The sequence below is a fragment of the Mycolicibacterium vinylchloridicum genome, from assembly GCF_013404075.1.
In the GTDB taxonomy this organism is placed as follows: domain Bacteria; phylum Actinomycetota; class Actinomycetes; order Mycobacteriales; family Mycobacteriaceae; genus Mycobacterium; species Mycobacterium vinylchloridicum.
The window spans coordinates 1-22,248 of the sequence record NZ_JACBJQ010000021.1; the positions used below are offsets into that span (position 1 = coordinate 1).

At 67.7% G+C, this 22,248-nt stretch carries 22 protein-coding genes and 1 pseudogene; 11 read left to right on the plus strand and 12 right to left on the minus strand.

Going from position 1 to position 22,248, the window contains the following annotated elements; all coding sequences use genetic code 11:
• The first annotated feature begins 142 nt into the window (after positions 1-142).
• Entirely contained in the window at positions 143-1,228 is a 1,086-nt protein-coding gene (locus HPC46_RS18300; protein WP_179472426.1) for an S-(hydroxymethyl)mycothiol dehydrogenase, read from the plus strand.
• Positions 1,225-1,848 carry an MBL fold metallo-hydrolase gene (locus tag HPC46_RS18305; protein ID WP_179472428.1) on the plus strand — a complete coding sequence of 208 codons (624 nt, stop codon included), beginning with the start codon at positions 1,225-1,227 and terminating at the stop codon, positions 1,846-1,848. The genes HPC46_RS18300 and HPC46_RS18305 overlap by 4 nt, the downstream gene beginning before the upstream one ends.
• Here HPC46_RS18305 and HPC46_RS18310 read toward each other — a convergent pair.
• The 3 genes from HPC46_RS18310 to HPC46_RS18320 are packed head-to-tail and all read right to left on the minus strand — an operon-like array spanning position 1,845 to position 4,440.
• Positions 1,845-2,993, minus strand: a complete 1,149-nt coding sequence (locus HPC46_RS18310; RefSeq protein WP_179472430.1) for a zinc-binding dehydrogenase — start codon at positions 2,991-2,993, stop codon at positions 1,845-1,847. The two genes, HPC46_RS18305 and HPC46_RS18310, sit on opposite strands and share 4 nt — an antisense overlap.
• A 20-nt stretch (positions 2,994-3,013) precedes the next feature.
• Complete coding sequence (locus tag HPC46_RS18315; protein WP_179472432.1) at positions 3,014-3,751, minus strand: SHOCT domain-containing protein; 738 nt, start codon at positions 3,749-3,751, stop codon at positions 3,014-3,016.
• 14 nt (positions 3,752-3,765) lie between these two features.
• Positions 3,766-4,440: a TetR/AcrR family transcriptional regulator gene (locus tag HPC46_RS18320; RefSeq protein ID WP_179472434.1), complete on the minus strand. Its 675-nt coding sequence runs from the start codon at positions 4,438-4,440 to the stop codon at positions 3,766-3,768.
• Positions 4,441-4,505: 65 nt separating this feature from the next.
• Here HPC46_RS18320 and HPC46_RS18325 point away from each other — a divergent pair, with 65 nt between their 5' ends.
• The 3 genes from HPC46_RS18325 to HPC46_RS18335 are packed head-to-tail and all read left to right on the plus strand — an operon-like array spanning position 4,506 to position 6,854.
• On the plus strand, positions 4,506-5,453 hold the full coding sequence (locus tag HPC46_RS18325; protein ID WP_179472436.1) for an SDR family oxidoreductase: 948 nt from the start codon (positions 4,506-4,508) through the stop codon (positions 5,451-5,453).
• Between the two features lie 47 nt (positions 5,454-5,500).
• On the plus strand, positions 5,501-5,740 hold the full coding sequence (locus HPC46_RS18330) for a Loki-CTERM sorting domain-containing protein (RefSeq protein ID WP_179472438.1): 240 nt from the start codon (positions 5,501-5,503) through the stop codon (positions 5,738-5,740).
• A 1-nt stretch (position 5,741) separates the two neighbouring features.
• Positions 5,742-6,854 carry a class I SAM-dependent methyltransferase gene (locus HPC46_RS18335; RefSeq protein WP_179472440.1) on the plus strand — a complete coding sequence of 371 codons (1,113 nt, stop codon included), beginning with the start codon at positions 5,742-5,744 and terminating at the stop codon, positions 6,852-6,854.
• Here the strand turns inward: HPC46_RS18335 and HPC46_RS18340 are convergent.
• From HPC46_RS18340 to crtI, 9 genes and pseudogenes are all read right to left on the minus strand, one after another.
• On the minus strand, positions 6,846-8,558 hold the full coding sequence (locus tag HPC46_RS18340) for an Hsp70 family protein (RefSeq protein ID WP_179472442.1): 1,713 nt from the start codon (positions 8,556-8,558) through the stop codon (positions 6,846-6,848). The two genes, HPC46_RS18335 and HPC46_RS18340, sit on opposite strands and share 9 nt — an antisense overlap.
• A gap of 93 nt (positions 8,559-8,651) precedes the next feature.
• A pseudogene (locus HPC46_RS18345) lies at positions 8,652-9,721 on the minus strand (NAD(P)H-dependent amine dehydrogenase family protein).
• Between the two features lie 44 nt (positions 9,722-9,765).
• A complete protein-coding gene (locus HPC46_RS18350) occupies positions 9,766-10,764 on the minus strand; it encodes a Rieske (2Fe-2S) protein (RefSeq protein WP_179472444.1) in 999 nt (332 codons plus the stop codon).
• Complete coding sequence (locus HPC46_RS18355) at positions 10,761-12,296, minus strand: FAD-dependent oxidoreductase (protein WP_179472631.1); 1,536 nt, start codon at positions 12,294-12,296, stop codon at positions 10,761-10,763. Before HPC46_RS18355 ends, HPC46_RS18350 begins: the two co-directional genes overlap by 4 nt.
• The gene (locus tag HPC46_RS18360) at positions 12,293-12,994 is read right to left on the minus strand and encodes a class I SAM-dependent methyltransferase (protein ID WP_179472446.1); all 702 of its coding nucleotides are present in this window, start codon (positions 12,992-12,994) and stop codon (positions 12,293-12,295) included. Before HPC46_RS18360 ends, HPC46_RS18355 begins: the two co-directional genes overlap by 4 nt.
• Entirely contained in the window at positions 12,985-13,314 is a 330-nt protein-coding gene (locus HPC46_RS18365; protein ID WP_179472448.1) for a lycopene cyclase domain-containing protein, read from the minus strand. The genes HPC46_RS18360 and HPC46_RS18365 overlap by 10 nt, the downstream gene beginning before the upstream one ends.
• On the minus strand, positions 13,311-13,460 hold the full coding sequence (locus tag HPC46_RS18370; protein ID WP_407665520.1) for a hypothetical protein: 150 nt from the start codon (positions 13,458-13,460) through the stop codon (positions 13,311-13,313). Before HPC46_RS18370 ends, HPC46_RS18365 begins: the two co-directional genes overlap by 4 nt.
• 12 nt (positions 13,461-13,472) lie before the next feature.
• Positions 13,473-14,405 carry a phytoene/squalene synthase family protein gene (locus tag HPC46_RS18375; protein ID WP_179472450.1) on the minus strand — a complete coding sequence of 311 codons (933 nt, stop codon included), beginning with the start codon at positions 14,403-14,405 and terminating at the stop codon, positions 13,473-13,475.
• A 2-nt stretch (positions 14,406-14,407) separates the two neighbouring features.
• The gene (gene crtI, locus HPC46_RS18380) at positions 14,408-15,922 is read right to left on the minus strand and encodes a phytoene desaturase family protein (protein WP_179472633.1); all 1,515 of its coding nucleotides are present in this window, start codon (positions 15,920-15,922) and stop codon (positions 14,408-14,410) included.
• 174 nt (positions 15,923-16,096) lie between these two features.
• Between crtI and HPC46_RS18385 the strand changes: the two genes are divergently transcribed.
• From HPC46_RS18385 to HPC46_RS18410, 6 genes are read left to right on the plus strand one after another with little or no spacing between them, the layout of a single operon-like run.
• Positions 16,097-17,620 carry an ABC transporter substrate-binding protein gene (locus HPC46_RS18385; RefSeq protein WP_179472452.1) on the plus strand — a complete coding sequence of 508 codons (1,524 nt, stop codon included), beginning with the start codon at positions 16,097-16,099 and terminating at the stop codon, positions 17,618-17,620.
• On the plus strand, positions 17,617-18,561 hold the full coding sequence (locus HPC46_RS18390) for an ABC transporter permease (RefSeq protein WP_179472454.1): 945 nt from the start codon (positions 17,617-17,619) through the stop codon (positions 18,559-18,561). The genes HPC46_RS18385 and HPC46_RS18390 overlap by 4 nt, the downstream gene beginning before the upstream one ends.
• Positions 18,558-19,415, plus strand: a complete 858-nt coding sequence (locus tag HPC46_RS18395; RefSeq protein WP_179472456.1) for an ABC transporter permease — start codon at positions 18,558-18,560, stop codon at positions 19,413-19,415. Before HPC46_RS18390 ends, HPC46_RS18395 begins: the two co-directional genes overlap by 4 nt.
• Entirely contained in the window at positions 19,412-21,004 is a 1,593-nt protein-coding gene (locus tag HPC46_RS18400; RefSeq protein WP_179472458.1) for a dipeptide ABC transporter ATP-binding protein, read from the plus strand. Before HPC46_RS18395 ends, HPC46_RS18400 begins: the two co-directional genes overlap by 4 nt.
• A 30-nt stretch (positions 21,005-21,034) precedes the next feature.
• Positions 21,035-21,466 carry a hypothetical protein gene (locus tag HPC46_RS18405; protein WP_179472635.1) on the plus strand — a complete coding sequence of 144 codons (432 nt, stop codon included), beginning with the start codon at positions 21,035-21,037 and terminating at the stop codon, positions 21,464-21,466.
• Between the two features lie 23 nt (positions 21,467-21,489).
• Positions 21,490-22,230, plus strand: coding sequence for an SDR family NAD(P)-dependent oxidoreductase (locus tag HPC46_RS18410; RefSeq protein WP_179472460.1), 741 nt, complete (start codon positions 21,490-21,492; stop codon positions 22,228-22,230).
• Positions 22,231-22,248 lie beyond the last annotated feature (18 nt).

Here is a 22,248-nt window from a genome sequence, read left to right on the forward strand (position 1 = left end):
GTACGGGCATTACGGTGGGACACGAGAACCTCCGGTGGGAAGTGGGCCTTAGACAAGCCACACCCCACCCGGAGGTTCTCTTCACATCAAGCCAACACGCCTGCTACCAACGTCATGGCCAAGTACAGCTAGGGTTTGACCCATGAGTCAGACAGTGCGTGGTGTAATTTCCCGGTCCAAGAAGCAGCCCGTGGAGCTGGTCGACATCGTGATCCCTGACCCCGGCCCGGGTGAGGTGGTGGTCAAGGTCATCGCCTGCGGGGTGTGCCACACCGACCTCACCTACCGCGAGGGCGGCATCAACGACGAATACCCGTTCCTGCTCGGCCACGAAGCCGCAGGCACCGTCGAAACCGTCGGCGCCGGGGTCACCAACGTCGAACCGGGCGACTTCGTGATCCTGAACTGGCGCGCCGTCTGCGGGCAGTGCCGCGCCTGCAAACGCGGCCGCCCCTGGTACTGCTTTGACACCCACAACGCCACCCAGAAAATGACCCTGACCGACGGCACCGAACTGACCCCCGCCCTCGGGATCGGGGCCTTCGCCGACAAAACCCTGGTCCATGAAGGCCAATGCACCAAGGTCGATCCCGAAGCTGACCCCGCCGTCGCCGGCCTGCTGGGCTGTGGGGTGATGGCCGGGCTGGGCGCCGCGGTCAACACCGGCGCCATCAGCCGCGACGACACCGTCGCCGTGATCGGCTGCGGCGGTGTGGGTGATGCCGCGATCGCCGGAGCCGCCTTGGTCGGGGCCCGCACGATCATCGCCGTCGACACCGACAACACCAAGCTCGACTGGGCCCGCGATTTCGGGGCCACCCACACCATCAACGCCAAGGAATTGGACGCCGTGGAGACCATCCAGGACCTGACCGACGGGTTCGGTGCCGACGTCGTCATCGACGCCGTCGGGCGCCCGGAAACCTGGAAGCAGGCGTTCTACGCCCGCGACCTGGCCGGAACCGTTGTCCTGGTGGGTGTTCCGACCCCGGACATGCGTCTGGACATGCCGCTGGTCGACTTCTTCTCCCGCGGCGGATCCCTGAAATCCTCCTGGTACGGCGACTGCCTCCCCGAACGCGACTTCCCCACCCTCATCAGCCTCTACCGCCAGGGCCGTCTGCCACTGGACAAATTCGTCTCCGAACGCATCGGACTGGACGCCATCGAAGACGCCTTCCACAAAATGCACGCCGGCGAAGTCCTGCGCTCGGTGGTGATCCTGTGAGTGGTATCGAGCGCGTTGTCACCAGCGGCACCTTCGAACTCGACGGCGGCAGTTGGGAAGTCGACAACAACATCTGGATCGTCGGTGACGATTCCGAGGTGATCGTCATCGACGCCGCGCATGACGCCAAGGCCATCGAGGATGCTGTCGGCAACCGGCATGTCGTCGCGGTGGTGTGCACACACGGCCACAACGACCACATCACCGTCGCGCCACAGCTGTCCGCCGACCTCGACGCCCCGATCCTGCTGAATCCCGCCGATGACATGTTGTGGCGAATGACCCACGGCGACAAAGAGTTCCGCACCCTCGAAGACGGCCAGGTGCTCAAGGCCGACGGTATCGAGTTGCACGCCATTGCCACCCCGGGACACTCCCCGGGCTCCACCTGCCTCTATGCGCCGGCCCTGGGTGCGGTGTTCTCCGGCGACACCCTGTTCCAGGGTGGCCCCGGCGCCACCGGCCGCTCGTTCTCCGACTTCCCGACCATTCTCGGGTCGATCAAAGACAAGCTCGGCAAGCTGCCCGCCGACACCGTCGTCTATACCGGCCACGGCGACACCACCCGGATCGGCGACGAACTGGTCAACTACGACGAGTGGGTGAAGCGCGGCTCTTAAGGCACCGTCACCGTGCTGCGGGGATCGACGAGGATCTTCGCGTGCACCTCGGGATCCCCCAATGCCTCGAAGGCCGCGGCCACGCCGTCCAGCCCCACCTTGCCGGTGACCAGAGCGGACGCGTCGAGCTTGCCGTCGGCCAGCATGTGCAGGGTGTCGCGGAATTCCAGTGGCGTATAAGCGAAGACGAATCGGAGGTCGAGCTCTTTGGCGTTGGCCATCGCCGGGCGCAGCTGGTCGGCCGCCATGCACACGCCGGCCACGACCACCCGCGAGTTCAGCGGCGCCGCAGCGATGATTCCGTCGAGCACACCGGGTACGCCGACGCATTCAAAGATCACCGGCCGCTTGGGTCCCGCCGCGCCCAGCGCGTCGGCGACGCGGTAGACGTGCTGCCAGCCGGGTAGCTTCCGCAACGTCTCCATGGCGCTCATGCCCCTCTCGTAGAGGGCGGGGGCGTCGATCGGCTTGGCCGCCTTGTCGTAGGGCGAGTCCACCTCCGGATCGACGACGACGTGGGCACCGCAGCGGGCCGCCAATGCTCGGCGGCCTGCCGAGAAATCGCTGGCGACGATGGTCTGGACCCCGAGCGTCCTGAGTTGGCAGATGATCCCCAAACCGACGGGCCCGCAGCCGATCACGACAGCCGTGTCGCTCTTCTTGATGTCGCTGCGTCGCACCGCGTGTAGCGCCACGGCCATCGGCTCGGTGAGCGACGCGATGTCCAGGGACAGTCCGTTGGGCACCGCGAACGTCATCGCCGCCTGGACGACGACCTGCTCGGCGTAGCCGCCGGGCGCCAGCGGGGACAGCCCGGTCAGGTGCACGCCGCCATTGGCCCGAATCAGCGGGAAGGACACCACCCGCGTTCCGACCTTGAAGGCCTTCGGAGTCTTTCGCCCGCACGCGGCGACCTCTCCGGAGAATTCGTGACCCATCACCACCGGAGTGTCGCTGCGCATGAAGTCGCGGTAGCCCATCTCCTGGGTGTTACTGCTCACTTCGTCGGCATGGTCCTTGGCATGCAGATCCGACCCGCAGATGCCGCAACTGGCGACATCGAGTACCAGCTGGCCGTCCGCGGGTTGCGGTGCGGGCATCTCGACCACCGACAGGGTTCCGTGCACACAACTGACAGCCTTCACACCCACCGAGTGTAGGCGTGCTATTCGCCGAGCACCCTGCGCTTCTCCGCGTCGAACTCATCCTGTGTCAGCGCACCGGAATCGCGAAGAGCGGCCAGGGTTTTCAGCTGCTCCAGGCGGACGCCCTGATCCGACGGCGTGTACGGATCACGAGGCGGATACGACGTGCTCGGTGGGTACGACTCCAGCGGGGCATTCGCCATCACTCCGACCGTCTGCGACCTGCCGCGCTTGCGCAGAACGAACGCCATGATGATGTCGAGCAGCCCGAATCCGAATACCGCCAAGAAGACCCAGTGCAGGTAGTCGTAGTCGCTTTCCCTGCCGAAGGACAGGCGCGGGTTGATGTAACCGTTCATCTGGCCATCGGTGTGGATCTGGTAGGTACCGGCCGCGGGGATCTCGGCGGTCCAGATCCGGATGTGGGTGTCACTGTTGATAGTCGTTAGCGTGCCGTGGTTTTCGGTCAGGACCGGGTCGGCGACGCCGTCCGGGGGGACGATGCTGAGCTTCAGGGCGGGCAACGGAAATCCACTCGACGGGGAACCGGTCACCGACGTGTGAAAGCTGATCTGCGCCTGTCCGGCGGGCAACTGCACCTGACCCGAGCCCGGGATCGGCACCTCACCGTAGGCGTCGAACTCGTCCAGTACAAAGGCATTCAACACCATCACCAGGATGAAGCCGACGCCGCCGACCGCCATCATGACGATCCCGGACACCGTCAGGATGCGGGAGACAGTCTTGGTGCCGGCCATGGTGAGAAAGTGTGTCACGCCGGGCTCTGCGCCGCGGCTCCTATCAGCCAGGTCGTCAGCCCGGTCCGCAGCGCGTCGACGAACCGCGCGCGGGGATCGGGAAACCCGAGTTCAGCGATCACCTCGCGCACCGGCTCGGTCGGCACCGAGAACGGATACATGCCGGCGACCAGGCTCAGCGCGCCCTCCCCGACGAACGCCACGAACTCCTCGGGAAGCCATGGCAGCTGCCGGCCCACCAACTCCGAGAGCGCGGCGATGCTGCCCATGGCACGCACCTTGAAGTCGCGGGCGAACTCCCCCGCGATGTTGCGTTCCAGCACCCCGGCCATCGCCCCGAGCAGCTCGCACAGCAGCCGTCGCTCCACCAGAGTGTCGGTGAGAATACCGGCCAGCCGAATCTCGTTGGCGAATCCGGATTTTCGCGCCCGCGGCTGTCCGAGCCGGTCCGACAGTTCGGCCAGGAAATCCCGGCACTCCTCGTCGAGCACCTCCAGGAGGATCGCTTCCCTGGTGTCGAAGTAGCGCAGCACGTTGGATTTCGCGAGCCCGACCCGCTCGCTGATATCGCGCAACGTGACCTCGTCGACGCCCCGCTCGGCCAGCGCGCTGCGGGCGGCCGCCAAGATCGCCGCGCGCCGGGCGGCGAACTGCTCGGGCCGCCGGGCGCGCTGAAACGTCGAGGTCACAGCAGACAATTTAGCAGACCAACGTTCTCTTGTTATCAGACCGGTGTTCTGTTAACGTCGCTGCCATGACTGATCTCGCCCTCTCGATCCCCGACCTCTCCGGGAAATTCGCCGTCGTCACCGGCTCCAACAGCGGGCTGGGACTCGGCGTCACCAAGCGATTCGCCGCCGCCGGCGCCGACGTCGTGATGGCCATCCGCAACCGCGCCAAAGGCGAGGCGGCGATCGCCGACATTCGCGCTCACGTCCCCCACGCCAAACTGACCATCAAGAACCTGGACCTCTCGTCGCTGGACAGCGTCGCCGCCCTCGGCGAGGAACTGAATTCCGAGGGCCGGCCGATCGACATCCTGGTCAACAACGCCGGCGTCATGCAGCCACCGCAGCGCGACACCACGGCCGACGGCTTCGAGCTGCAGTTCGGCAGTAACCATCTGGGCCACTTCGCCCTGACCGCTCACCTGCTGCCGCTGCTGCGCGCCGCCGGCGATCCTCGGGTGGTATCGCTGAGCAGCCTGGCCGCCCGCTTCGGCCGGATCAACTTCGACGACCCCAATTTCGAGCGCAGCTACTCCGCCAACCTGTCCTACGGCCAGTCCAAGATCGCGACGCTGATGTTCGCCCTCGAACTCGACCGGCTCAGCCGCCAACACGGCTGGGGCGTGATGTCCAATGCCGCCCATCCCGGCCTGTGCAAGACCAACCTGCAGATCAGTGGGCCTTCGCACGGCCGCGAGAAGCCGACGGCACTGGCGCGCTTCTACCAGTTCAGCTGGCGCTACATGCCATTCATGTGGCAGGAGGTCGACGAAGGCATCGTTCCGGTGTTGTATGCGGCGGCCGACCCGAAGGCTCGCGGCGCCGAGTTCTACGGTCCGCGCGGCTTCCAGGAGTTCGCCGGCGGCGGGGTCACCGAGGCCAAGATCCCCGGCCGCGCCGCCGACGCGCAAGACTGCCGGCGCCTGTGGCAGCTGTCCGAACAGCTCACCGGCGTGAGTTATCCGACGAACTAGCCGACAGCGACTAGCGTCAATCTCCTACAGGCAAACGGGAGGTTGTCATGGCTCCAGAGGAAGTCGCCAAGCCCGCCGGGGGTGCGATGCGGCGGTTCGCGCTGCGCTACTGGGTGGCGATCACCCTGGTGGTGCTGGCGGCGATATTCATCGCTCAGAACCGCACCCGTCAGCGGGTGCACGTCCTGTGGATCAGCGTTGAATACCCGATGTGGCTGTTGTTGACCGTGATGCTCGTCGTGGGGATCGTGGTCGGGCTGTTGCTGCACCGCCGCCGCAGGAACTGACATGCCCGAGTCCAGCATCGTGGTCCGCCCCCTGCCGATAGACAGCCACACCTACACCGAATCATCTCGCTTGCAGGCGGCCGGATTACGTCCTGCCACAGCCATTTTCGAAGAGGCTGCTCGCAGCGTCGCCATCCCGAGGGCCCCGCAGCCCATCGCCATCGCCGACTACGGTGCGGCGACGGGCTACAACTCGCTGCTGCCGATCAGCGCGGCGATCGCCGCCATCCGCAAGCGCACTCGCTCCGACCACGCCATCCTGGTCGCTCACACCGATGTGCCCGGCAACGACTTCACCGCGCTGTTCTCCACCCTGTCCGAGGACCAGGACAGCTACCTCAAGAAGGACTCCGCCACCTACGCGTCGGTGGTGGGCCGCTCGTTCTACACCCAGATCCTGCCGTCGGACAGCATCTCGCTGGGCTGGACGTCCTGGGCCATCCATTGGCTGCGCAAGGTCCCGATGCCGATCCCCGACCACGTCGAGATCTCTTACAGCGCAGACGAAGAAGCGCGCCGCGCCTACCGGCGCCAGGCCGCCGAGGACTGGCGCGACTTCATCGCCTTCCGAGGCCGCGAACTGGCACCCGGCGGCCAGATCGTCGTGCTGACCGTCGGGCTGGAACCCGACGGCCGATCGGGATTCGCGCCGGCGTACGACGCGATCATGACAGCGCTGAGCCGATTCGTCGCCGACGGTCTGATCACCGGCGACGAAATGCGCCGCATGTCGATCCCGTCGACCGGGCGCGACGAGGCGGCGTTTCGGGCGCCGTTTCATCCGTCGGGACGATTCGAGGGCCTCGAGATCGAGCACTTCGAGATGGTCAACGGTGAAGACCGGTTCTGGTCGCAGTTCCAGACCGACAAAGACGAGCGGGCCTTCGGCGCGAATTGGGCTGAGTTTCTTCGTGCTTCGATGTTCCCGATGCTCGCTGCCGCGGTGGACGTCGACGCGGACGCCAGTTGTGGTCGGGACCGGCGCAGCAGTCGGCGCAGGCAGTTCGTCGACGATCTGACGGCCGCGGTCGGCGCTGCGCTGGCCGCGGCACCGGCGCCGATGCCCATCCCGCTGGCCATCGCGGCGCTCGGCAAGCGGCGCCGCTCAGCCTGACTGCGGCTGGATGAAGATCTGCGGCAGACCCGGAATCGTCGGGATCGGCGGAATCGTCGGGATGTACCTCGGCTGCTGGGGCGGCTGCGACGGGGACGGCTCAACCGTCGCCGTTTCCGTTTGAGTCACCGGCGGCGGCGTGGACACCTCGGTGGTGACGACGGTCGTCGTCTGCGTCTCGGTGACCGGCGGCGGGGGCGGCGGGGCCTGCACCACCTGAGTCTGGGTGACCGGCGCAGGCGCCTGCTGATACACCGTCCGCGGCGCCGGCGCCTGGGGCTCCTGCTGCACCGCCTGGTTCTGGACGGGTGCCGCCGTCGGGTCGCTGCTCGGGGCGGCGGGCGCCGGTGCGGCCTGCGGGGTGGACGTGATGCTGGGCGTGGGCGTGACCGGAGCGGTGTCGCTGCCGGCGGTCAGCGCGACGGCCGTCCCGGCGCCGGCCAAGACGATGACACCCAGCGCGGCGGCGACCACCGGCAACGGGCGGCGATACCAGGCCGGTGCGGCATCGTCGGCACGCGACGCATCGGTGGGCTCGGGCTCGAATTCCATCATCGGGCGGGCGCTGGGCACCGGTACCGGCTCGACCAGCGGCGACAGGTCGGGCACGTCGGCCGCCTCGGACCAGGCCAGCGCGACACCGGAGGCCGGGGCGTGTTCGGCGGGCGCGATGGGCGCGGAAGGGGCGACCGGGGGTGCCATCGCGGTCGCGCTGTCGTCGGCCGGACCCCGCGATGCACGCAGTGCGGCGCCGATGACTCCGGTGAACGCCGGGCGCGGGGTGGTGATCACCGGAACACGCAGGTGTTGGGACAGCGTCGTGGTGATGACCGGGATGGCGGCGCCTCCACCGATCGACGCGACGGCGGCGAGGTCGGCAGGCCGAACCCCGGACCGTTCCAGGGCGTCCCGGACAACGGCGACGAACTCGGCCAGCTGGCGGGCCAGCACGTCGTCGAGTTCGGTGCGGGTGAGCCGCACGTCGCCGCGGAAGTTGGGCAGTTCGGCGGGCAGCGCCGTGACCGTGACGGTCGAGAGCCGTTCTTTGGCCGCCCGGCACTGCGCGCGCAACCGGGTCAGCGAGCCGATCGCCGACGTGCCGGTGACATCCAGCGCACCGCCGGCCGACAGTTCGGCGACGACGTGAGCCAGCAGGCCCTGGTCGATCAGGTCGCCGGAGAAGTCGAGGTGCCGCACGGTCGGGGCAATCGGCTGACCGCCGTCGACGAGAGTGATCGACGTTCCGCTGCCACCGAAATCGCACAGGGCGACCACACCGCGAGTCGGCAGCCCGGGATTGGCGGCCAGCGCCGTCACCGCGGCGGCGGTGTCGGGGATCAACAACGGCTCGTCGGCCGACCATTCGGGGATCTGCCGGATCGCACGGCGCAGTGCCTCGACGGCGCCGGTGCGCCAGTGTGCGGGATAGGTGATCGCGGTGGCCGGCGGCAGCGGCCGTCCCTCGGTGGCGGCATACGCGAGGCCCCGCAGCGACTCGGCGAGCAAAGTCTCCGCGTGGTGCACGGAGCCGTCGGAGGCGACGATCCCGACCGGGTCGCCGACGCGGTCGACGAAGTCGGCGATGACCACCCCGTTCGGCAGCGTGATCACCGGTGACCTGGTGACCGAATTGTCCGGTGTGACCGCGGTCAATGTCGTCGCACCGACCGCGAGGCCGACCGCCGGCCGCGTTGGGTCTGTCATGTCGTCCAATCCGGGATCCCGCGGCATGCGGGGACCCCCAGCGCCGATCTACGGATTCACTGAAAGTGTCGATCCGAAACGGCGGGACGTTACTCAGCGAATGGTGCCGCGACCCGGGATCAGGGGCAGATCCAGCGGGGTGACCCACCCCGGCGGGAGGTCGTTGACGGCCGGTACGGCGTTGAGAGCTCGCAGGCCAGTGGACAAACAGCCGGCTGTGGCGGCGTCGCGCCCTGAGCCGTCGGTGAACCGGAACGCGGTTTCTTGGAAGATGCTGGGAGTGCCCTGGATGTCGACTCGGTAGACGTCGTCCTGGGTGCCCGACGGCCAGTCCGGGGCGGCGTCCTGGCCGATCCGGTTGACGTGTTCCAACTGGATCCGGGTCTCGCCCCGGTAGACGCCGTTGATGGTGAAGCGCACCGCCGCGACGTTGCCGGCCGGGATGACGCCCTTGACGGTCTTGCGCTCGGTCGGGGTCACCCACTTCTCCCAGGTCGTGGTGATCTCGTCGAGTTCGATGCCGGCGGCGTAGGCGATCATCGGCACCGTCGCCCCCCAGGCGAACACCAGGATGTCGGAGTTCTCCAGCAGCGGCTTGAACTCGGGTTCGCGGCCGATGCCCATCTCGAACTCGTAGTCGCCCTCGTAGTTCGTGTAGTCCAGCAGCTCCGAGGCGCGGACCAGCTTCACCTGCGAGGTGAGTCCCATCAGTGTCATCGGGAACAGGTCGTTGGCGAAGCCGGGATCGATTCCGGTGGTGAAGCACGACGACTGGCCGGCCTCGCAGGCCTGGGTGATCGGGTCGATCCAGTTGGGCGGTTCAGGTGCATCTTGGGCCAGACCCACGGCGTCATGGCGGTCGAGCACACGTCGACACCGGCCCGCAGGAAGCGTGAGATCAGGTCGATGTTGGCGTCGGCGTGCGCCGCGGTCGGCCCGTAGTGCACCAGCGCATCGGGCTTCAATGCGATCAGCGCGTCGACGTCGTCGGTGGCCGCCAGGCCGACATCGCCGATGTCGCAGATCGTCCCGACGTCGACACCCACCTTGGCCGGATTGCTGACCCCGACCCCGACCAGCTCGAATTCGGGGTGCGCCAGGACTTCCGGAATCACCATCCGGCCGACAAATCCAGTACCCCAGATCACAATTCGCTTCGCCATGGAAGCAGCCTAGGCGCGGCGTCGCACGAGGTAGGGCGGTTGTCTCAGTGCGTGGGCCCGCGGTCGCGCAGCGCGTAGAGCCGCTCGGCGTAGGCCAGGTCATCACGCCACAGCCGGGTCGCAGCCAGCCGCATCAACGGAGTGATCAGCGGGGCCGCGCGCAGCGACCGCCGGAAGCCGGTGCGGTCGGACTGCGCGACGACGGCTTCGATCACCGCGGTCCGCGGGCGCCCGTCGGGCCCCGGCCCGAGCGGGGTGGCGTGGGTTTCGACGACGCTGCCGGTGCCCTCGCCGTCGACGATCCGCATGACGATCGTTCGCGGCTCCGGCGCGGTGAACTCGGCGATCACCGGCACACCCAGGCGCCCCATCCGGAACGTGACCGCCACCAGGAACCGGTCGGCGTCCTCACGTGCGTCGACCGCGGGCGCGCTGAGCACGTCCAGTTGGGTGAACGAATACGGATGGAACCACGCGCCGTGCCAGGGGTCGAGCCGGTTGGCGATGATGTCGGACGGTTCGCACACACCGTCCAGCCGGGCCACCGTTGCCAACCGCGCCCCGCTGGGGCGGGCCGGGATGACTGGTGCGTCCAGTGCCGGCTCCCCGCCGAATTTGTCCAGCCGAACCCACGCCAGCACACCATCGTCGAACGCGGGCAACGGTTTCCAGCCGAACTCGCGGCCACCGCCGAGCCGCAGGCCGTGCCACGGGCAGATCAGGCTGCCGCAGTCGACCTTCCCTTTCGTGAGGTCTGCTCCCAGGTGCGGGCAGGCCGCCGGCCCGACATGCAATTGCCGCTGCTGATCGCGCCACGCCACGATCTCCAACCCGCCGACCCGGGTGCCGAATGGCCGGCCCGCGCGGATATCGGTGCTGGCGCCGAAGACATACCAGTTGCCGCTGGGCCGGGCCTCGGCGCGCTTGAGGGCCGCGTTGATCAATGCCGGCTGGGCATCTCGGTAGGTGGGCCGCTGGCGGGCCCACTGCACCTTCGGGATGACTTGCAGTGGAATGGTTTTCATCCGTGATCGGAAGCTCATGACGCGCGCCTTTCCCGGCTGGCCAGCCGCCGCAATAGCGGAGAGCGTCCGTGCACCGGCACGGTGTGCAGGGTGTGCCCGGAAATCCCCCAGCCGGCCAGCAGGTGGTTGGCTGCCGTCCACCCGGTGGTGGCGGCACGCTCCATCAGCGCGACCGGCAAGTCGATGCGGATGCCGTCTCCGGCCAGCAGCAGGCCGGGAACCGGCGTGTCGACCGTCGGCCGGCTGGCGAAGGAGCCCGGTGAGAACAACGGGCAGTCGTCACGGACCAGCAGTGTCTCCTTGACGATGCCGGCCGCCGCGGTCTCCGGGTAGAGCTGATGCAGCCGGGCCAGCATGCGCTCACGAAGGGTCTCGACCGCAGGCGCGTCACCCACCGAGTAGGAATGCACCTCCACGACCGAACCGTGTTGTGCGCGAGCCCATTGCGCGGCCTGGCTTTCGTAGCTGCTGACCACGCTGATGTTGTCGACAGGGTCCAGACCGCCGGTACCCAGAAAGGCCGGCCGGTCGGGACTCACCGGGTGGTCCAGCCACAGTCGCTGCACCATGAACGGCGGCGCGGTCTGCATCTGGGCGACGTTGTGACGCCAGCCCTCGTCGCCAAGGCCCGGCGAGGCGGCCACGATTCGTTGCAGTGCAGCGACATCGGTGGCCAACACCACACCGTCGGCGTCGATCGTGGCTCCGGTGGAATCGCGCACCTGCAGTATCTTGGTGCCGCCGCGTGTGACCGACTCGACCGCCACCCCCCGGCGCACCCGAACACCGTGCTCGATCAGGTACTGCCCCAACGGTTCCCACAGGGCGGTGTCGAAGTTCGATTCGGCGACGTCGAATACCAGACCTTCGCTCGACCCGAGGAAGTAGATGTGGAACATCGTCGCCAGCTCGGCCGCCGAGAGCCGTTCGGGGCGGGCGAAGAAGCTGCGGGCGAACACCTCGAACGCGAGGTGGCGGGCGGCCGCCGGAAAGTTGATGTCGGTCAAGAATGTCTCGGCATCGCGGTCGTCGAGACGGGTGTAGATGTCCGGTACCGATACCGCGGCCAGCGGGGCGGCAGCAACAGCGTTGAGCCGCATCAGGTCCCGCATCCGGAAGGTGGGGCTGCGCAACGCGAAGGCGAGCGCGTTCCATGGCGGGGTCTTCGGCAGCCCGCGGAAGGTGTCGCGCCGGCCTTCGCCGTCGACCAGCGGATAGTCCTCGACGGCCCGCAGCCGCTCGAGCTCGGGATCGGTGCGGCGCAACAACCATCGCAGGTTGTAGTACTGCCGGAAGAACGCGTGGAAGCCGCGGTTGTTCGCCACCTGGGCGCCGTCGGGAAGTTGCTCGGTCCAGCCGCCGACCCGCCCACCGAGATAGTCTTGCCGCTCCAGAAGCTCGACGGAGACACCACGTTCGGTGAGTCCGGTCGCCGCCGCCAGGCCCGCGATGCCGGCCCCCACCACAACGACATGTGGCGTGCGCGGCAGAGTTCTGGCATGCGGCGCCCCGCCGGGCGCCGGATGGGTGACGCGGCGGCCGTCGATCATCGCGGCGTATCCGCCAGGAACGTGTGCACGATATCGCGTTGCCAACCACTCATCGTCTCACTGTGCACACCGGTGAAACCCGCTGCTACCAAGCGCCGTTGGAACGCCGCGGCACCGTCGAACGCGTTCACGCTGCGCCACAGATGCCGGTAGAGCGCGCTGTCCCGGGTCTGCCGCCAGCCCGACGGGATGATGATTCCCCAGCAGACCGCATTCCAGATGGCGGTGGCCGCACGCGAATCGCGCACCGAGTACTCGTGCACCGCCAGCGTCCCGCCCGGACGCAGCAGCTGATGGAATGCCCGCAGCTGTGCGTCGGGGTCGGCGAGGTTGCGCAACAGGTAGGCGGCGAAGATGCCGTCGAACGGGCCGTGCACACCGGCGCCCGCGATGGATTCGATCGGGCTGTGCACAAAGCGGACCGTGTCCGGCCACGGTTTCGCGCTCGCCTCGGCCAGCATGCCCGCCGAGGCGTCGACGGCGACGATCTCGGCGCGCGGAGCGGCCTCCAGCAGAGCGGCCGTCGACGCACCCGTTCCGCACCCGGCGTCCAGGAGGCGCATCCCGCTGCCGCCGTCCCGAATTCGCATTCGCCGAGCCGAGATTCGTAGATGGTCGTGATAGCCGGGGTTGGCACCGACCAACTTGTCGTAGGCGTGCGCGCCAGTGTCGAACGCGCTGGGAACGTCTATGGCCATGGTTGATCCCGATCCTTGGGCCGCTGCTTCTCCCACAGCAGCAGTACAGCAGTCACCATCGCCCAGCCGAACAGGAAGTCCTCGACGGGGATGTCCCATGGGAATCGGATCCCGGTGCTGTGCTGCTCGTTGTAGATGACGATCGGAGCCGACAGCTTGGTCAGCCATCCGTCGACGATGACCTGGAATGCGATCACGATGGCAAAGGAGATCCGGTATTCGATTTTGCCGAGCAACCCGGTGCGCAAGACGGTCAGTTCCAGCGCGACGACCACGACGACCGCGAGCACGGCCAGCAGGGTGTAGCCGAACCCGGTCATCGTCGGCCACGCAGCGTGGCGAGGATCGCGCTCAAGCGGGGGTTGAACGTCCACACCTGCCCGGCGATGGCGATGGCGTCCCAGATGACGAACACGGCCGCCACGGGGCCGACCGACAACAGCAGCCGTCGCGGTGGGCGGTACACCCCAGTGATCCATCAGGCCGCACCGCTTCGGCGAGCGCGGTGGGCCCGGATCAGGCCGGCGGCGAAGACCTGCAGGCGCCGTCCGAGGCCCACCGAGGCACGCTGGCTGAACACCGCGAAGTCGATGGCCTCGATCCGGTCGAGTATCTCCGAGTACAGCGTGAACGCCGTTGCCACACACGGTCTCGACTGCGGGGCCAGCAGCGCTATCCCCTTGCGGGCTTCCCGATAGACCGCACGGGCGATGTCATGCTGGGCGGCCAGCGCCCGGCGCACCTTGGCGTCGGTCTGACGGTGGTGGTGACACCAGCTCAGCACGTCGCGGTCGACGTCGAATGCGGCCAGTTCGTCAGCGGGCAGGTAGACGCGGTCGCGTTCCAGGTCTTCGTCGATGTCACGCAGGAAATTTGTCAGCTGGAAGGCCTGGCCCAGCGCCTCGGCGTACGGCGCGGCTTCGTCCGCGGACCCGACCGTCCCGAGAATCGGCAGCATTTCCAGGCCGATGACGGCCGCCGAGCCGCGCATGTAGCGATTCAGGGCCGCACGGTCCGGATAGTCGGTGACGGTCAGATCCATCCGCATCGAGGTCAGGAAATCGTCGAACAGCTCCAGGGGGATCCGGTAGGTGCGGGCGGTGTGCAACACGGCTGCCAGGACCGGCTCCGTCTCATCGACGGTGCCGCTGAAGAAGTTGGCCGACAACTGATCCAGGCGTTGTTCGCGCTCGGCGATGCTGGCGTCGGCGTCCATGTCGTCGAGAATATCGTCGGCGTAGCGCGCGAAGCCATACAGCGCGTGCACCGCCGGCCGCTGCGAGGGCGCCAGGAGCCGGGTGGCCAGGAAATACGTTTTGCCGTGCTCGGCGTTGAGACGCCGACAGCAGCGGTAGGACTCGCACAGTTGAGGATCGTCGATGCCGGCTGCGTGTAACTCGGTGTGGATCATCACTACCTGCTTTCCGAGCTGACGATGGTGTGCTTGGCTGAGCGGTCGGGAACGGTTCCGGTGACCCGATCGGCGGCCAACCGTCCGGAGATGAGTGCGGTGGGTATGCCGACACCGGGCACGGTCGACCCACCGGCCAGCACGGCGTTGTCGATGCCGCGAATCATGTTGGCGGGCCGGAACGGGCCGGTCTGGGAGAACGTGTGCGCCAGCGCGAATGGCGTGCCCGCGGCCATCCCCTGCCGTGCCCAGTCGGCGGGCGTGACGACGTCGAGAACCTCGGTGTCGACTCCCGGTATCAGCCGGTCCGTCGCGGTGGCCACCACTTCGCGGGCGTAGCTCGGCCCGACCGTATCCCAATCGACAACGCCCACCTGCAGATTCGGCGCGGGCGCAAGGATGTAGAGCAGGTCCCGGCCGGGCGGTGCGAGGCTCGGGTCCCCCGCGGTCGGCCTGGTCACCAGCAACGACGGATCGCTCATCAGCACGCCGTCCCGGATGATGTCGTCGAACGTGCCGGCCCACTTGCCCCCGAAGCTGATGTTGTGATGCGCGAGGCGCTCGCAGACAGCGGGGACACCGACGTGGGCGACGACCGACGACGGCGCGGGACGCATCCTGATCGGCCGCCGGGGTGTACGTCCGAGCAACTCGTAGGTCAGCGGCAGCTCAGTGGTGAGAATGACTGCGTCACAGGCAATTCGATCGTTATCGGTGCGCACCGCCGTCACCCGCGAGCCGCTGCGCTCCAGCGCGGTCACCGTCGACCCGTAGCGGAATTGCACACCGGACGCGGCGGCGACGGTCGCCATCGCCTCGGGGACCGCGCGCATGCCGCCGCGCGGAAAGTACACGCCGGCAACGGTATCCATGTAGGCGATCACCGCGTAGGCAGCCAGCGCCTGCTGCGGCGGCACGCCGGCGTAAAGCGCCTGGAAGGTGAAAATCCGCTGCACGCGCTCGTCGGAGACGAACCGGCTCACCATCGGCTCCCAACCGCGGAAGCCACCGATGGCAGCCAGCCGGGCCAACTGCGGGGTCAGCAGTGACAGCGGTGAGGCGAAGTTGGCCGCGATGAAGCCGTCGAACTCCAGCCGGTACAGCCGGGTGAGCCAGTCGCGCAGCCGCAGATAGCCCGCGGCCTGTTCGGAGCCTGCGAAATCCTCGATGGCGGCGGCCATGGCGGCGGGGTCGGGGTGGACGTCCAGCGAGCTGCCGTCGGCGAAGGTCGCCCGGTAGGCCGGTTCGACGGGCACCAGGTCGAGATGGTCGGCCATCGACGCACCGACCGCGGCGAACGCGTCGGAGATGATGTCGGGCATGGTCAGCACGGTCGGACCGGTGTCGATGCGATAGCCGGCGATATCGGCCTGGCCCATGCGGCCGCCGGGAAATGGCTGGCGTTCCACGACGGTGACGGAACGCCCGCGACCGGCCAGCTGCAGCGCGGCCGAGAGCCCGGACAACCCGGCGCCGACCACGACGACGTGGTCGGCTGCGCCCGGGACGGTACGCATCAGTCTGGCGGGCACCACGTGGCGATACCCAGGCGAGCGCGGATGCAATCTGCGCGCGTCACAGGGCGTCCAGCGAGCGAACGGCGGTAACCATGTCCCCTCCTGCCCATGACCCGCGCCGATTATCGCAGCTCGACGTTTAGGACATCAGCGGTTCGGGAAAGTCGTCGACCGATGAGAAGACCAGCGGCCCTCACCGCTGCCCTCGTGGTTCTCCTGGTACTGGCGGCGTGTTCGTCGGGTCAGCGAGTGGATCTGGGCGGGCAGTCGGCAGGTCTGACCGCGGCGATCGCCGGGGAGCCCGACCAACTCGACCCGCAGAGGAGCACCGCCTACTTCTCGTTCGAGGTACTGGAGAACGTGTTCGACACCCTCGTCGAGCCCGACGACAACCTCGAGATGCGTCCCGCGCTGGCCCGGTCCTGGCAGGTCTCCCCCGACCAACTCACCTGGACCTTTGCGCTGCGCCCCGGGATCACCTGGCACGACGGCTCACCACTGCGCGCCGGCGATGTCGTGTACTCCTACCGGCGGATCATCGACGAGAAGCTGGCCAATGTCGACAAGCTCAACGCCGTCCGGGATATCAGCGCACCGGATCCGGGAACTGTCGTCATCGCGCTGCGGCGGCCCACGCCCAACCTGCTCACCAACCTAGGCGGGTTCAAAGGCATGGCGATCGTGCAACGGCACAACGTTGAAACTGGCCAGATCGCAACGCATCCGGTCGGAACCGGACCGTTCGCATTCGCCGGCCGCAAAAGCGGTGACTCCATCACCCTGACCGCGAACAAGAGCTATTGGGCCGGCGCGCCAAGAGTCTCCGGTGTCACGTTCCGATTCATCTCACAGCCGTCGACGGCCCTGTCGGCATTGCAGGCCGGTGAGATCGACTGGACCGATGCGATTCCGCCTCAGCGTGTCGAGCAGTTGAAGGGTGACGACTCGATCCATCTGGCTGTCACCCCGGGCAACGACTACTGGTACCTGGCGCTCAACGAGGCGCGCAAGCCCTGGGACGACGTCCGCGTCCGTCAGGCGATCGCCTACGGCATCGACCGCGAATCGATCGTCCAGGCCACCAGCTACGGCACTGCGACGGCGAATCAGCTTGCAATTCCTCAAGGTAACCCGTGGTATACCCCTTACGACCGGTACCACCACGACGTCGACCGAGCCAAAGAGCTCCTGGCCGACGCCGGGGTCGACCACCAGAACCTGGACATGCTGGTCACCAGCGAATACCCCGAGACGGTCACCGCCGCGCAGATCATCGCCGACAATCTTGCGGCACTGGGCATCACGGTGAACATCCGCACTGTCGACTTCGCGACGTGGCTGGACGAACAGAACAGCGGCCACTTCGACATGCTGATGATGGGCTGGCTGGGCAATATCGACCCCGACGACTTCTACTACGCGCAACACCACACCGGCGGCTCGAGCAACGCGCAGAAGTTCTCCGATGCGGGAGTCGACCGCCTATTGGACGCCGCGCGCACCGAGATCAATCGCCCTGCCCGGCAAGATGATTACGCCAAGGCGGCGACGATCATCGCCGACAAGGCCAGCTACATCTTCCTGTACAACCCGTCGGTCATCCAGGCCTGGACGACGAATCTGACCGGTTACGAGGCCCGCCGGGACGGCGCGGTCCGCTTCCGCACCGCCGAGTTGACGACGGGAGGTGGCGCATGATCCGGTTCCTGGTGCGGCGGCTGCTGTACTCGGCGGTGGTGCTTCTGGGTGTTCTGGTCGTGGTGTTCGGGTTGGTGCATGTGGTTCCCGGCGACCCGGTGCGCATCGCGCTGGGCACTCGCTACACCCCGGAGGCGTATGCCGCGTTGCACTCGGCCAGCGGCCTGGACCGGCCACTGATCGAACAGTTCTTCTCCTACGCCGGCTCGGCGCTGACCGGGGATCTCGGCGTGAGCTTCCGCAACGGTGACCCGGTGACGACCACACTTCTGGAGCGGCTGCCCGCCACGATGTCGCTGGCGGTGGTCGGCATCCTGATCGCCTTGGTCATTGCGCTGCCCGCAGGCATCTTCTCGGCGTTGCACCGGGGCCGGTTCGGTGACGGGATAGTCCGGGTGACAAGCCAATTCGGCGTCTCGATCCCCGATTTCTGGATGGGAATCCTGCTCATCGGACTGTTCGCGTCGACGCTGGGCTGGTTGCCAACGTCCGGGTATCGGCCCCTGCTGGCTGACCCCGGTGGTTGGCTGCGCCACATCGTGCTCCCGGGGCTCACCGTCGGGCTGGTGGCCGGTGCGATCATGACCCGCTACGTCCGCTCGGCGGTGCTCGAGGTGGCTGCGGCCGGCTACGTGCGCACCGCACGCTCCAAAGGGCTTGCCCCCACGGTCGTCACATCACGGCACATCGTGCGCAACGCAATGGTTCCGATACTGACGATCACCGGCATCCAGCTGGCGACGATTCTCGGCGGCGTCATCGTCGTCGAGGTGGTCTTCGCCTGGCCAGGGCTGGGCCGGCTGACCTACAACGCCGTCGCGGCTCGCGACTATCCGGTGATCCAGGGCGCGGTCCTGCTGATCGCTGCGCTGTTCCTGCTCATCAACCTGGTGGTGGACGTCCTCTACGCGGTCGTCGATCCACGGATCCGGCTGTCATGAGGATCTCGAACTGGCGTTTACTGCTGGCCAATCCGGTCACCGCGATCAGCGCGGCGCTGTTGCTGGCGATACTCGCGGCCGCCCTCGGCGCGCACTGGCTGGCCCCGGCGGGCGTCAACGACGTCGACGTGCCGAACGCGCTGCAACCACCCAGTGGCCTCCATTGGTTCGGCACCGACGAGCTGGGGCGTGACATCGCCTCGCGGGTGCTGGTCGCCACCCGGGCCTCACTGCAGGTGGCCGTCGTCAGCGTCGCATTCGCATTGGTAGTCGGCGTGAGTGTCGGCCTGGTCGCCGGTTATCGCGGCGGATGGCTGGACACCGTGGTGATGCGGTGCGTGGACGTGATGTTCGCCTTTCCAGTTCTGTTGCTGGCGTTGGCGATCGTGGCCATCCTCGGGCCGGGCCTGACCACCACCATGCTGGCCATCGGCATCGTCTACACCCCGATCTTCGCCAGGGTGGCCAGGGCCAGCACCCTGGGCGTCCGGGTGGAGCCCTATGTCGCGGTGTCGCGTTCGATGGGCACCCCACACCGCTACATCCTCATCCGCCATGTGCTGCCCAACATCATCGGACCGTTGATCGTGCAGACGTCGCTGTCGCTGGCCTTCGCGATCCTGTCGGAAGCGGCGCTGTCGTTCCTCGGGCTGGGCCTGCAACCGCCGCAACCCTCGCTGGGCCGGATGATCTTCGATTCACAGGGCTTCGTGACACTCGCGTGGTGGGTGGCGGTCGTGCCCGGCGCAGCGATCTTCGTGATCGTGCTCGCGTTCAATCTTCTCGGCGACGGGTTACGCGATGTGCTGGATCCCAGGCAGCGCACCTCCACGGAAGCGGGGCTCAGCCGATGACTCCGGTGCTCAGCGTGCGCGATCTACGAGTGCGGGTCGGGCGGCGAGAAATCGTGCGGGGCATGTCCTTCGACGTCGATCCCGAGCAGACGCTGGGCATTGTCGGCGAATCCGGGTCGGGCAAGACCATGACCGCACTGGCGGCGACCGGACTGCTCGACACCCCGGGCGCGGTGACGACCGGCTCCAGTGAGCTTGCCGGCACGGGCGATTCGGCCAGCACGCAGCTGGTGGGTGCGAAAGCCCGGGTGCTGCGCCGCGTGCACGGCGACCGGATCGGGTTCGTCTTCCAGGACCCCGGCACGTCGCTCAATCCCCTGCTCACTCTGGAGCGCCAGATCACCGAATCCCTTCAGGCGCATCGCAACCCGACTCGCAGGCAAGCCCGGCAGCGAGCCACTGAACTGCTCGTAGCCGTCGGTTTGCCCGATGCGCAGCGCCGCCTGGACAGCTACCCGCATCAGCTGTCGGGCGGGCAGCGACAACGGGTCATGGTGGCGATCGCCTTGGCGTGCGATCCCGAACTTCTCGTCGCCGACGAGCCGACGACGGCGCTGGACGTGACCACCCAGGCGCAGATCGTCGAACTCATCAAGGACCTGCAGCGCGATGTCGGGGCGGCGGTGGTGTGGATCAGCCACGATCTGGGCCTGGTGGGCCAGGTGGCCGATACCGTCGCGGTGATGCGCGACGGCCGCGCCGTGGAAGAGGCTCCGATCCTGGACGTATTCGACCGGCCGCGCGACCCCTACACCCGCGAACTGCTCGACGCCCGTCCGCTGATCGGGGCTGGCGGCCCGCAGCCGGCACCCGCCGATGCCCCGGTGTTGGTGAATGTGCACGGCCTCGACGTCGAATTCGACGGGAAGCGCGCCGTCAGGGATCTGTCCTTCCAGATCCGGCGCGCCACCACACTCGGCCTGGTCGGCGAATCGGGTTCGGGAAAGTCGACCGTGGCCGGCGCGCTGACCGGACTGGTCACCCCGACCTCGGGCACGGCAACGCTGGACGGGACGGACATTCTCGGGGTGCGCGGCACCGATGTGAAGGCGCTGCGGCGGCGGATCAGTCTGGTCCTGCAGGACCCGTTCTCGGCTCTGGATCCGCGCGCCCGAATCGGCACATCGATCGCCGAACCCCTTGTGGTGCATAGGATCCGACGAGACCGTAAGGCCAGGACCGGACGGGTCGCCGAATTGCTGGACCTGGTCGGATTGCCCGCCGAATTCGCCTCGCGATATCCGCACGAGCTCTCCGGCGGCCAACGTCAGCGGGTCAGCATCGCCCGCGCGCTGGCGGCCGAGCCGGACCTGGTGATCCTCGACGAGGCGACGGCGTCATTGGACGTCTCGGTGCAGGCCCGGGTCTTGGACCTGCTGACGGACCTGCAGCGAGAGTTCGGGCTGACCTATCTGTTCATCGCGCACGACCTGGCGGTGGTCGAACAGATGAGCCACGACGTGCTGGTCCTGCGCGACGGCGCCGCGGTCGAGTACCGGCCCGCCGCCGACCTCCTGTCCGCACCCGAGCAGCAGTACACCCGCACATTGCTTGCCGCCGTACCCCCGGCACGACCGGCCGCCAGCTGACATGCTCGTCGCGTGAGAACTCTCGCCGTCATGCACCCGCCCGAGCCCTCGACGGTCGCCGGCTCGGTGTCCACCACCAACAGCGTGGTCGTAGCCGGCTCGGTCGCGACCGTCAACAGCGCCGTGGTGGCCGGATCCATCGCCACCAGCGGCAGCGCGGCGGTCAACGCCTCGATCGCCACCGCCGGCAGTGCCGCCATCGTTGGCTCGATCGCCACCGCGGGCAGCGCCCTCGTCGTCGGCTCGGTCGCCACCGCGGGCAGCGCCCTCATCGCCGGCAGCGTGCTGTCGGTTCTGTCGGTGCGATTGCGCAAGTGCGTCGCCTGCGTGGCCTGCGTCGCGTGCCGGCGCTGCACGGCGTGTCTGGGCTGTGTGAGATGCACCGACTGCGTGGGGTGTGTCGGGTGCTACAACTGCTCGGGACTTCGCAACGCGGTGGGACTGAGGGACGTACACGTCTGACCCACCTGAGAAAGGGTCGGGCAATGACACAGCTGGATGGCAAGGTCGCGCTGGTGACGGGCGCATCGTCGGGACTCGGCGCTGCCACGGCGCAGTTGTTCGCCGAGCGGGGCGCGACTGTGTTCGGCATCGCCCGCGACGCCGACCGGATGGCGACGGTGTTCGAATCAGTCCCCGGCGGTGCGTACGGATCGGTCGACATCACCAGCGCCCAGGCCTGCCGGGACGCGGTCGCACAGTGCATCGAACGGTTCGGCCGGCTCGATGTGTTGGTGAACGCTGCGGGTTTCCACCAGATGCGCAACACCACGTCGGTGACCGACGAGGACTGGGACTACGACCTGGCGGTCAATCTCAACGGGCCGTTCTACCTGATCCGGGCGGCGCTGCCGCACCTGTTGGAGGTCGGCGGCAACATCGTCAACGTCGCCTCGATCGCCGGCATCGAGGGCGAGGTCTATTCAGCGGCGTATTGCGCCGCCAAGCACGGACTGGTCGGGATGACCAAGGCCTTGGCGATCGAGTACACCAAGGAGCAGCTGCGAGTGAACGTGATCTGCCCGGGCGGGATGCTGACCCCTCAGGTAACCGAGTTCAAAACCCCCGATGACGCCGACTGGAACCTGATCATGCGAATCGCCGCGCCCCGCGGGATGATGGCGCCGGTCGACGTCGCAAAGGTGATCGCGTTCCTGGCCAGCGACGATGCCGTCACCATCCACGGCGCGGTGTACAACGTCGACAACGGCAAGACGGCGGGCTGACGAGGGGGCGACCCGGTA

Bases quoted from the DNA above. Each gene is read 5' to 3' on its own strand.
- HPC46_RS18340 (WP_179472442.1), bottom strand. From the start codon at position 8,558: ATGACAGACCCAACGCGGCCGGCGGTCGGCCTCGCGGTCGGTGCGACG.
- HPC46_RS18390 (WP_179472454.1), top strand. From the start codon at position 17,617: ATGATCCGGTTCCTGGTGCGGCGGCTGCTGTACTCGGCGGTGGTGCTT.
- HPC46_RS18400 (WP_179472458.1), top strand. From the start codon at position 19,412: ATGACTCCGGTGCTCAGCGTGCGCGATCTACGAGTGCGGGTCGGGCGG.
- HPC46_RS18365 (WP_179472448.1), bottom strand. From the start codon at position 13,314: ATGACCGGGTTCGGCTACACCCTGCTGGCCGTGCTCGCGGTCGTCGTG.
- HPC46_RS18405 (WP_179472635.1), top strand. From the start codon at position 21,035: ATGCACCCGCCCGAGCCCTCGACGGTCGCCGGCTCGGTGTCCACCACC.
- HPC46_RS18350 (WP_179472444.1), bottom strand. From the start codon at position 10,764: ATGAGCTTCCGATCACGGATGAAAACCATTCCACTGCAAGTCATCCCG.
- HPC46_RS18355 (WP_179472631.1), bottom strand. From the start codon at position 12,296: ATGATCGACGGCCGCCGCGTCACCCATCCGGCGCCCGGCGGGGCGCCG.
- HPC46_RS18385 (WP_179472452.1), top strand. From the start codon at position 16,097: ATGAGAAGACCAGCGGCCCTCACCGCTGCCCTCGTGGTTCTCCTGGTA.
- HPC46_RS18335 (WP_179472440.1), top strand. From the start codon at position 5,742: ATGCCCGAGTCCAGCATCGTGGTCCGCCCCCTGCCGATAGACAGCCAC.
- HPC46_RS18395 (WP_179472456.1), top strand. From the start codon at position 18,558: ATGAGGATCTCGAACTGGCGTTTACTGCTGGCCAATCCGGTCACCGCG.
- HPC46_RS18330 (WP_179472438.1), top strand. From the start codon at position 5,501: ATGGCTCCAGAGGAAGTCGCCAAGCCCGCCGGGGGTGCGATGCGGCGG.
- HPC46_RS18315 (WP_179472432.1), bottom strand. From the start codon at position 3,751: ATGGCCGGCACCAAGACTGTCTCCCGCATCCTGACGGTGTCCGGGATC.
- HPC46_RS18300 (WP_179472426.1), top strand. From the start codon at position 143: ATGAGTCAGACAGTGCGTGGTGTAATTTCCCGGTCCAAGAAGCAGCCC.
- crtI (WP_179472633.1), bottom strand. From the start codon at position 15,922: ATGCGTACCGTCCCGGGCGCAGCCGACCACGTCGTCGTGGTCGGCGCC.
- HPC46_RS18375 (WP_179472450.1), bottom strand. From the start codon at position 14,405: ATGATCCACACCGAGTTACACGCAGCCGGCATCGACGATCCTCAACTG.
- HPC46_RS18325 (WP_179472436.1), top strand. From the start codon at position 4,506: ATGACTGATCTCGCCCTCTCGATCCCCGACCTCTCCGGGAAATTCGCC.
- HPC46_RS18410 (WP_179472460.1), top strand. From the start codon at position 21,490: ATGACACAGCTGGATGGCAAGGTCGCGCTGGTGACGGGCGCATCGTCG.
- HPC46_RS18360 (WP_179472446.1), bottom strand. From the start codon at position 12,994: ATGGCCATAGACGTTCCCAGCGCGTTCGACACTGGCGCGCACGCCTAC.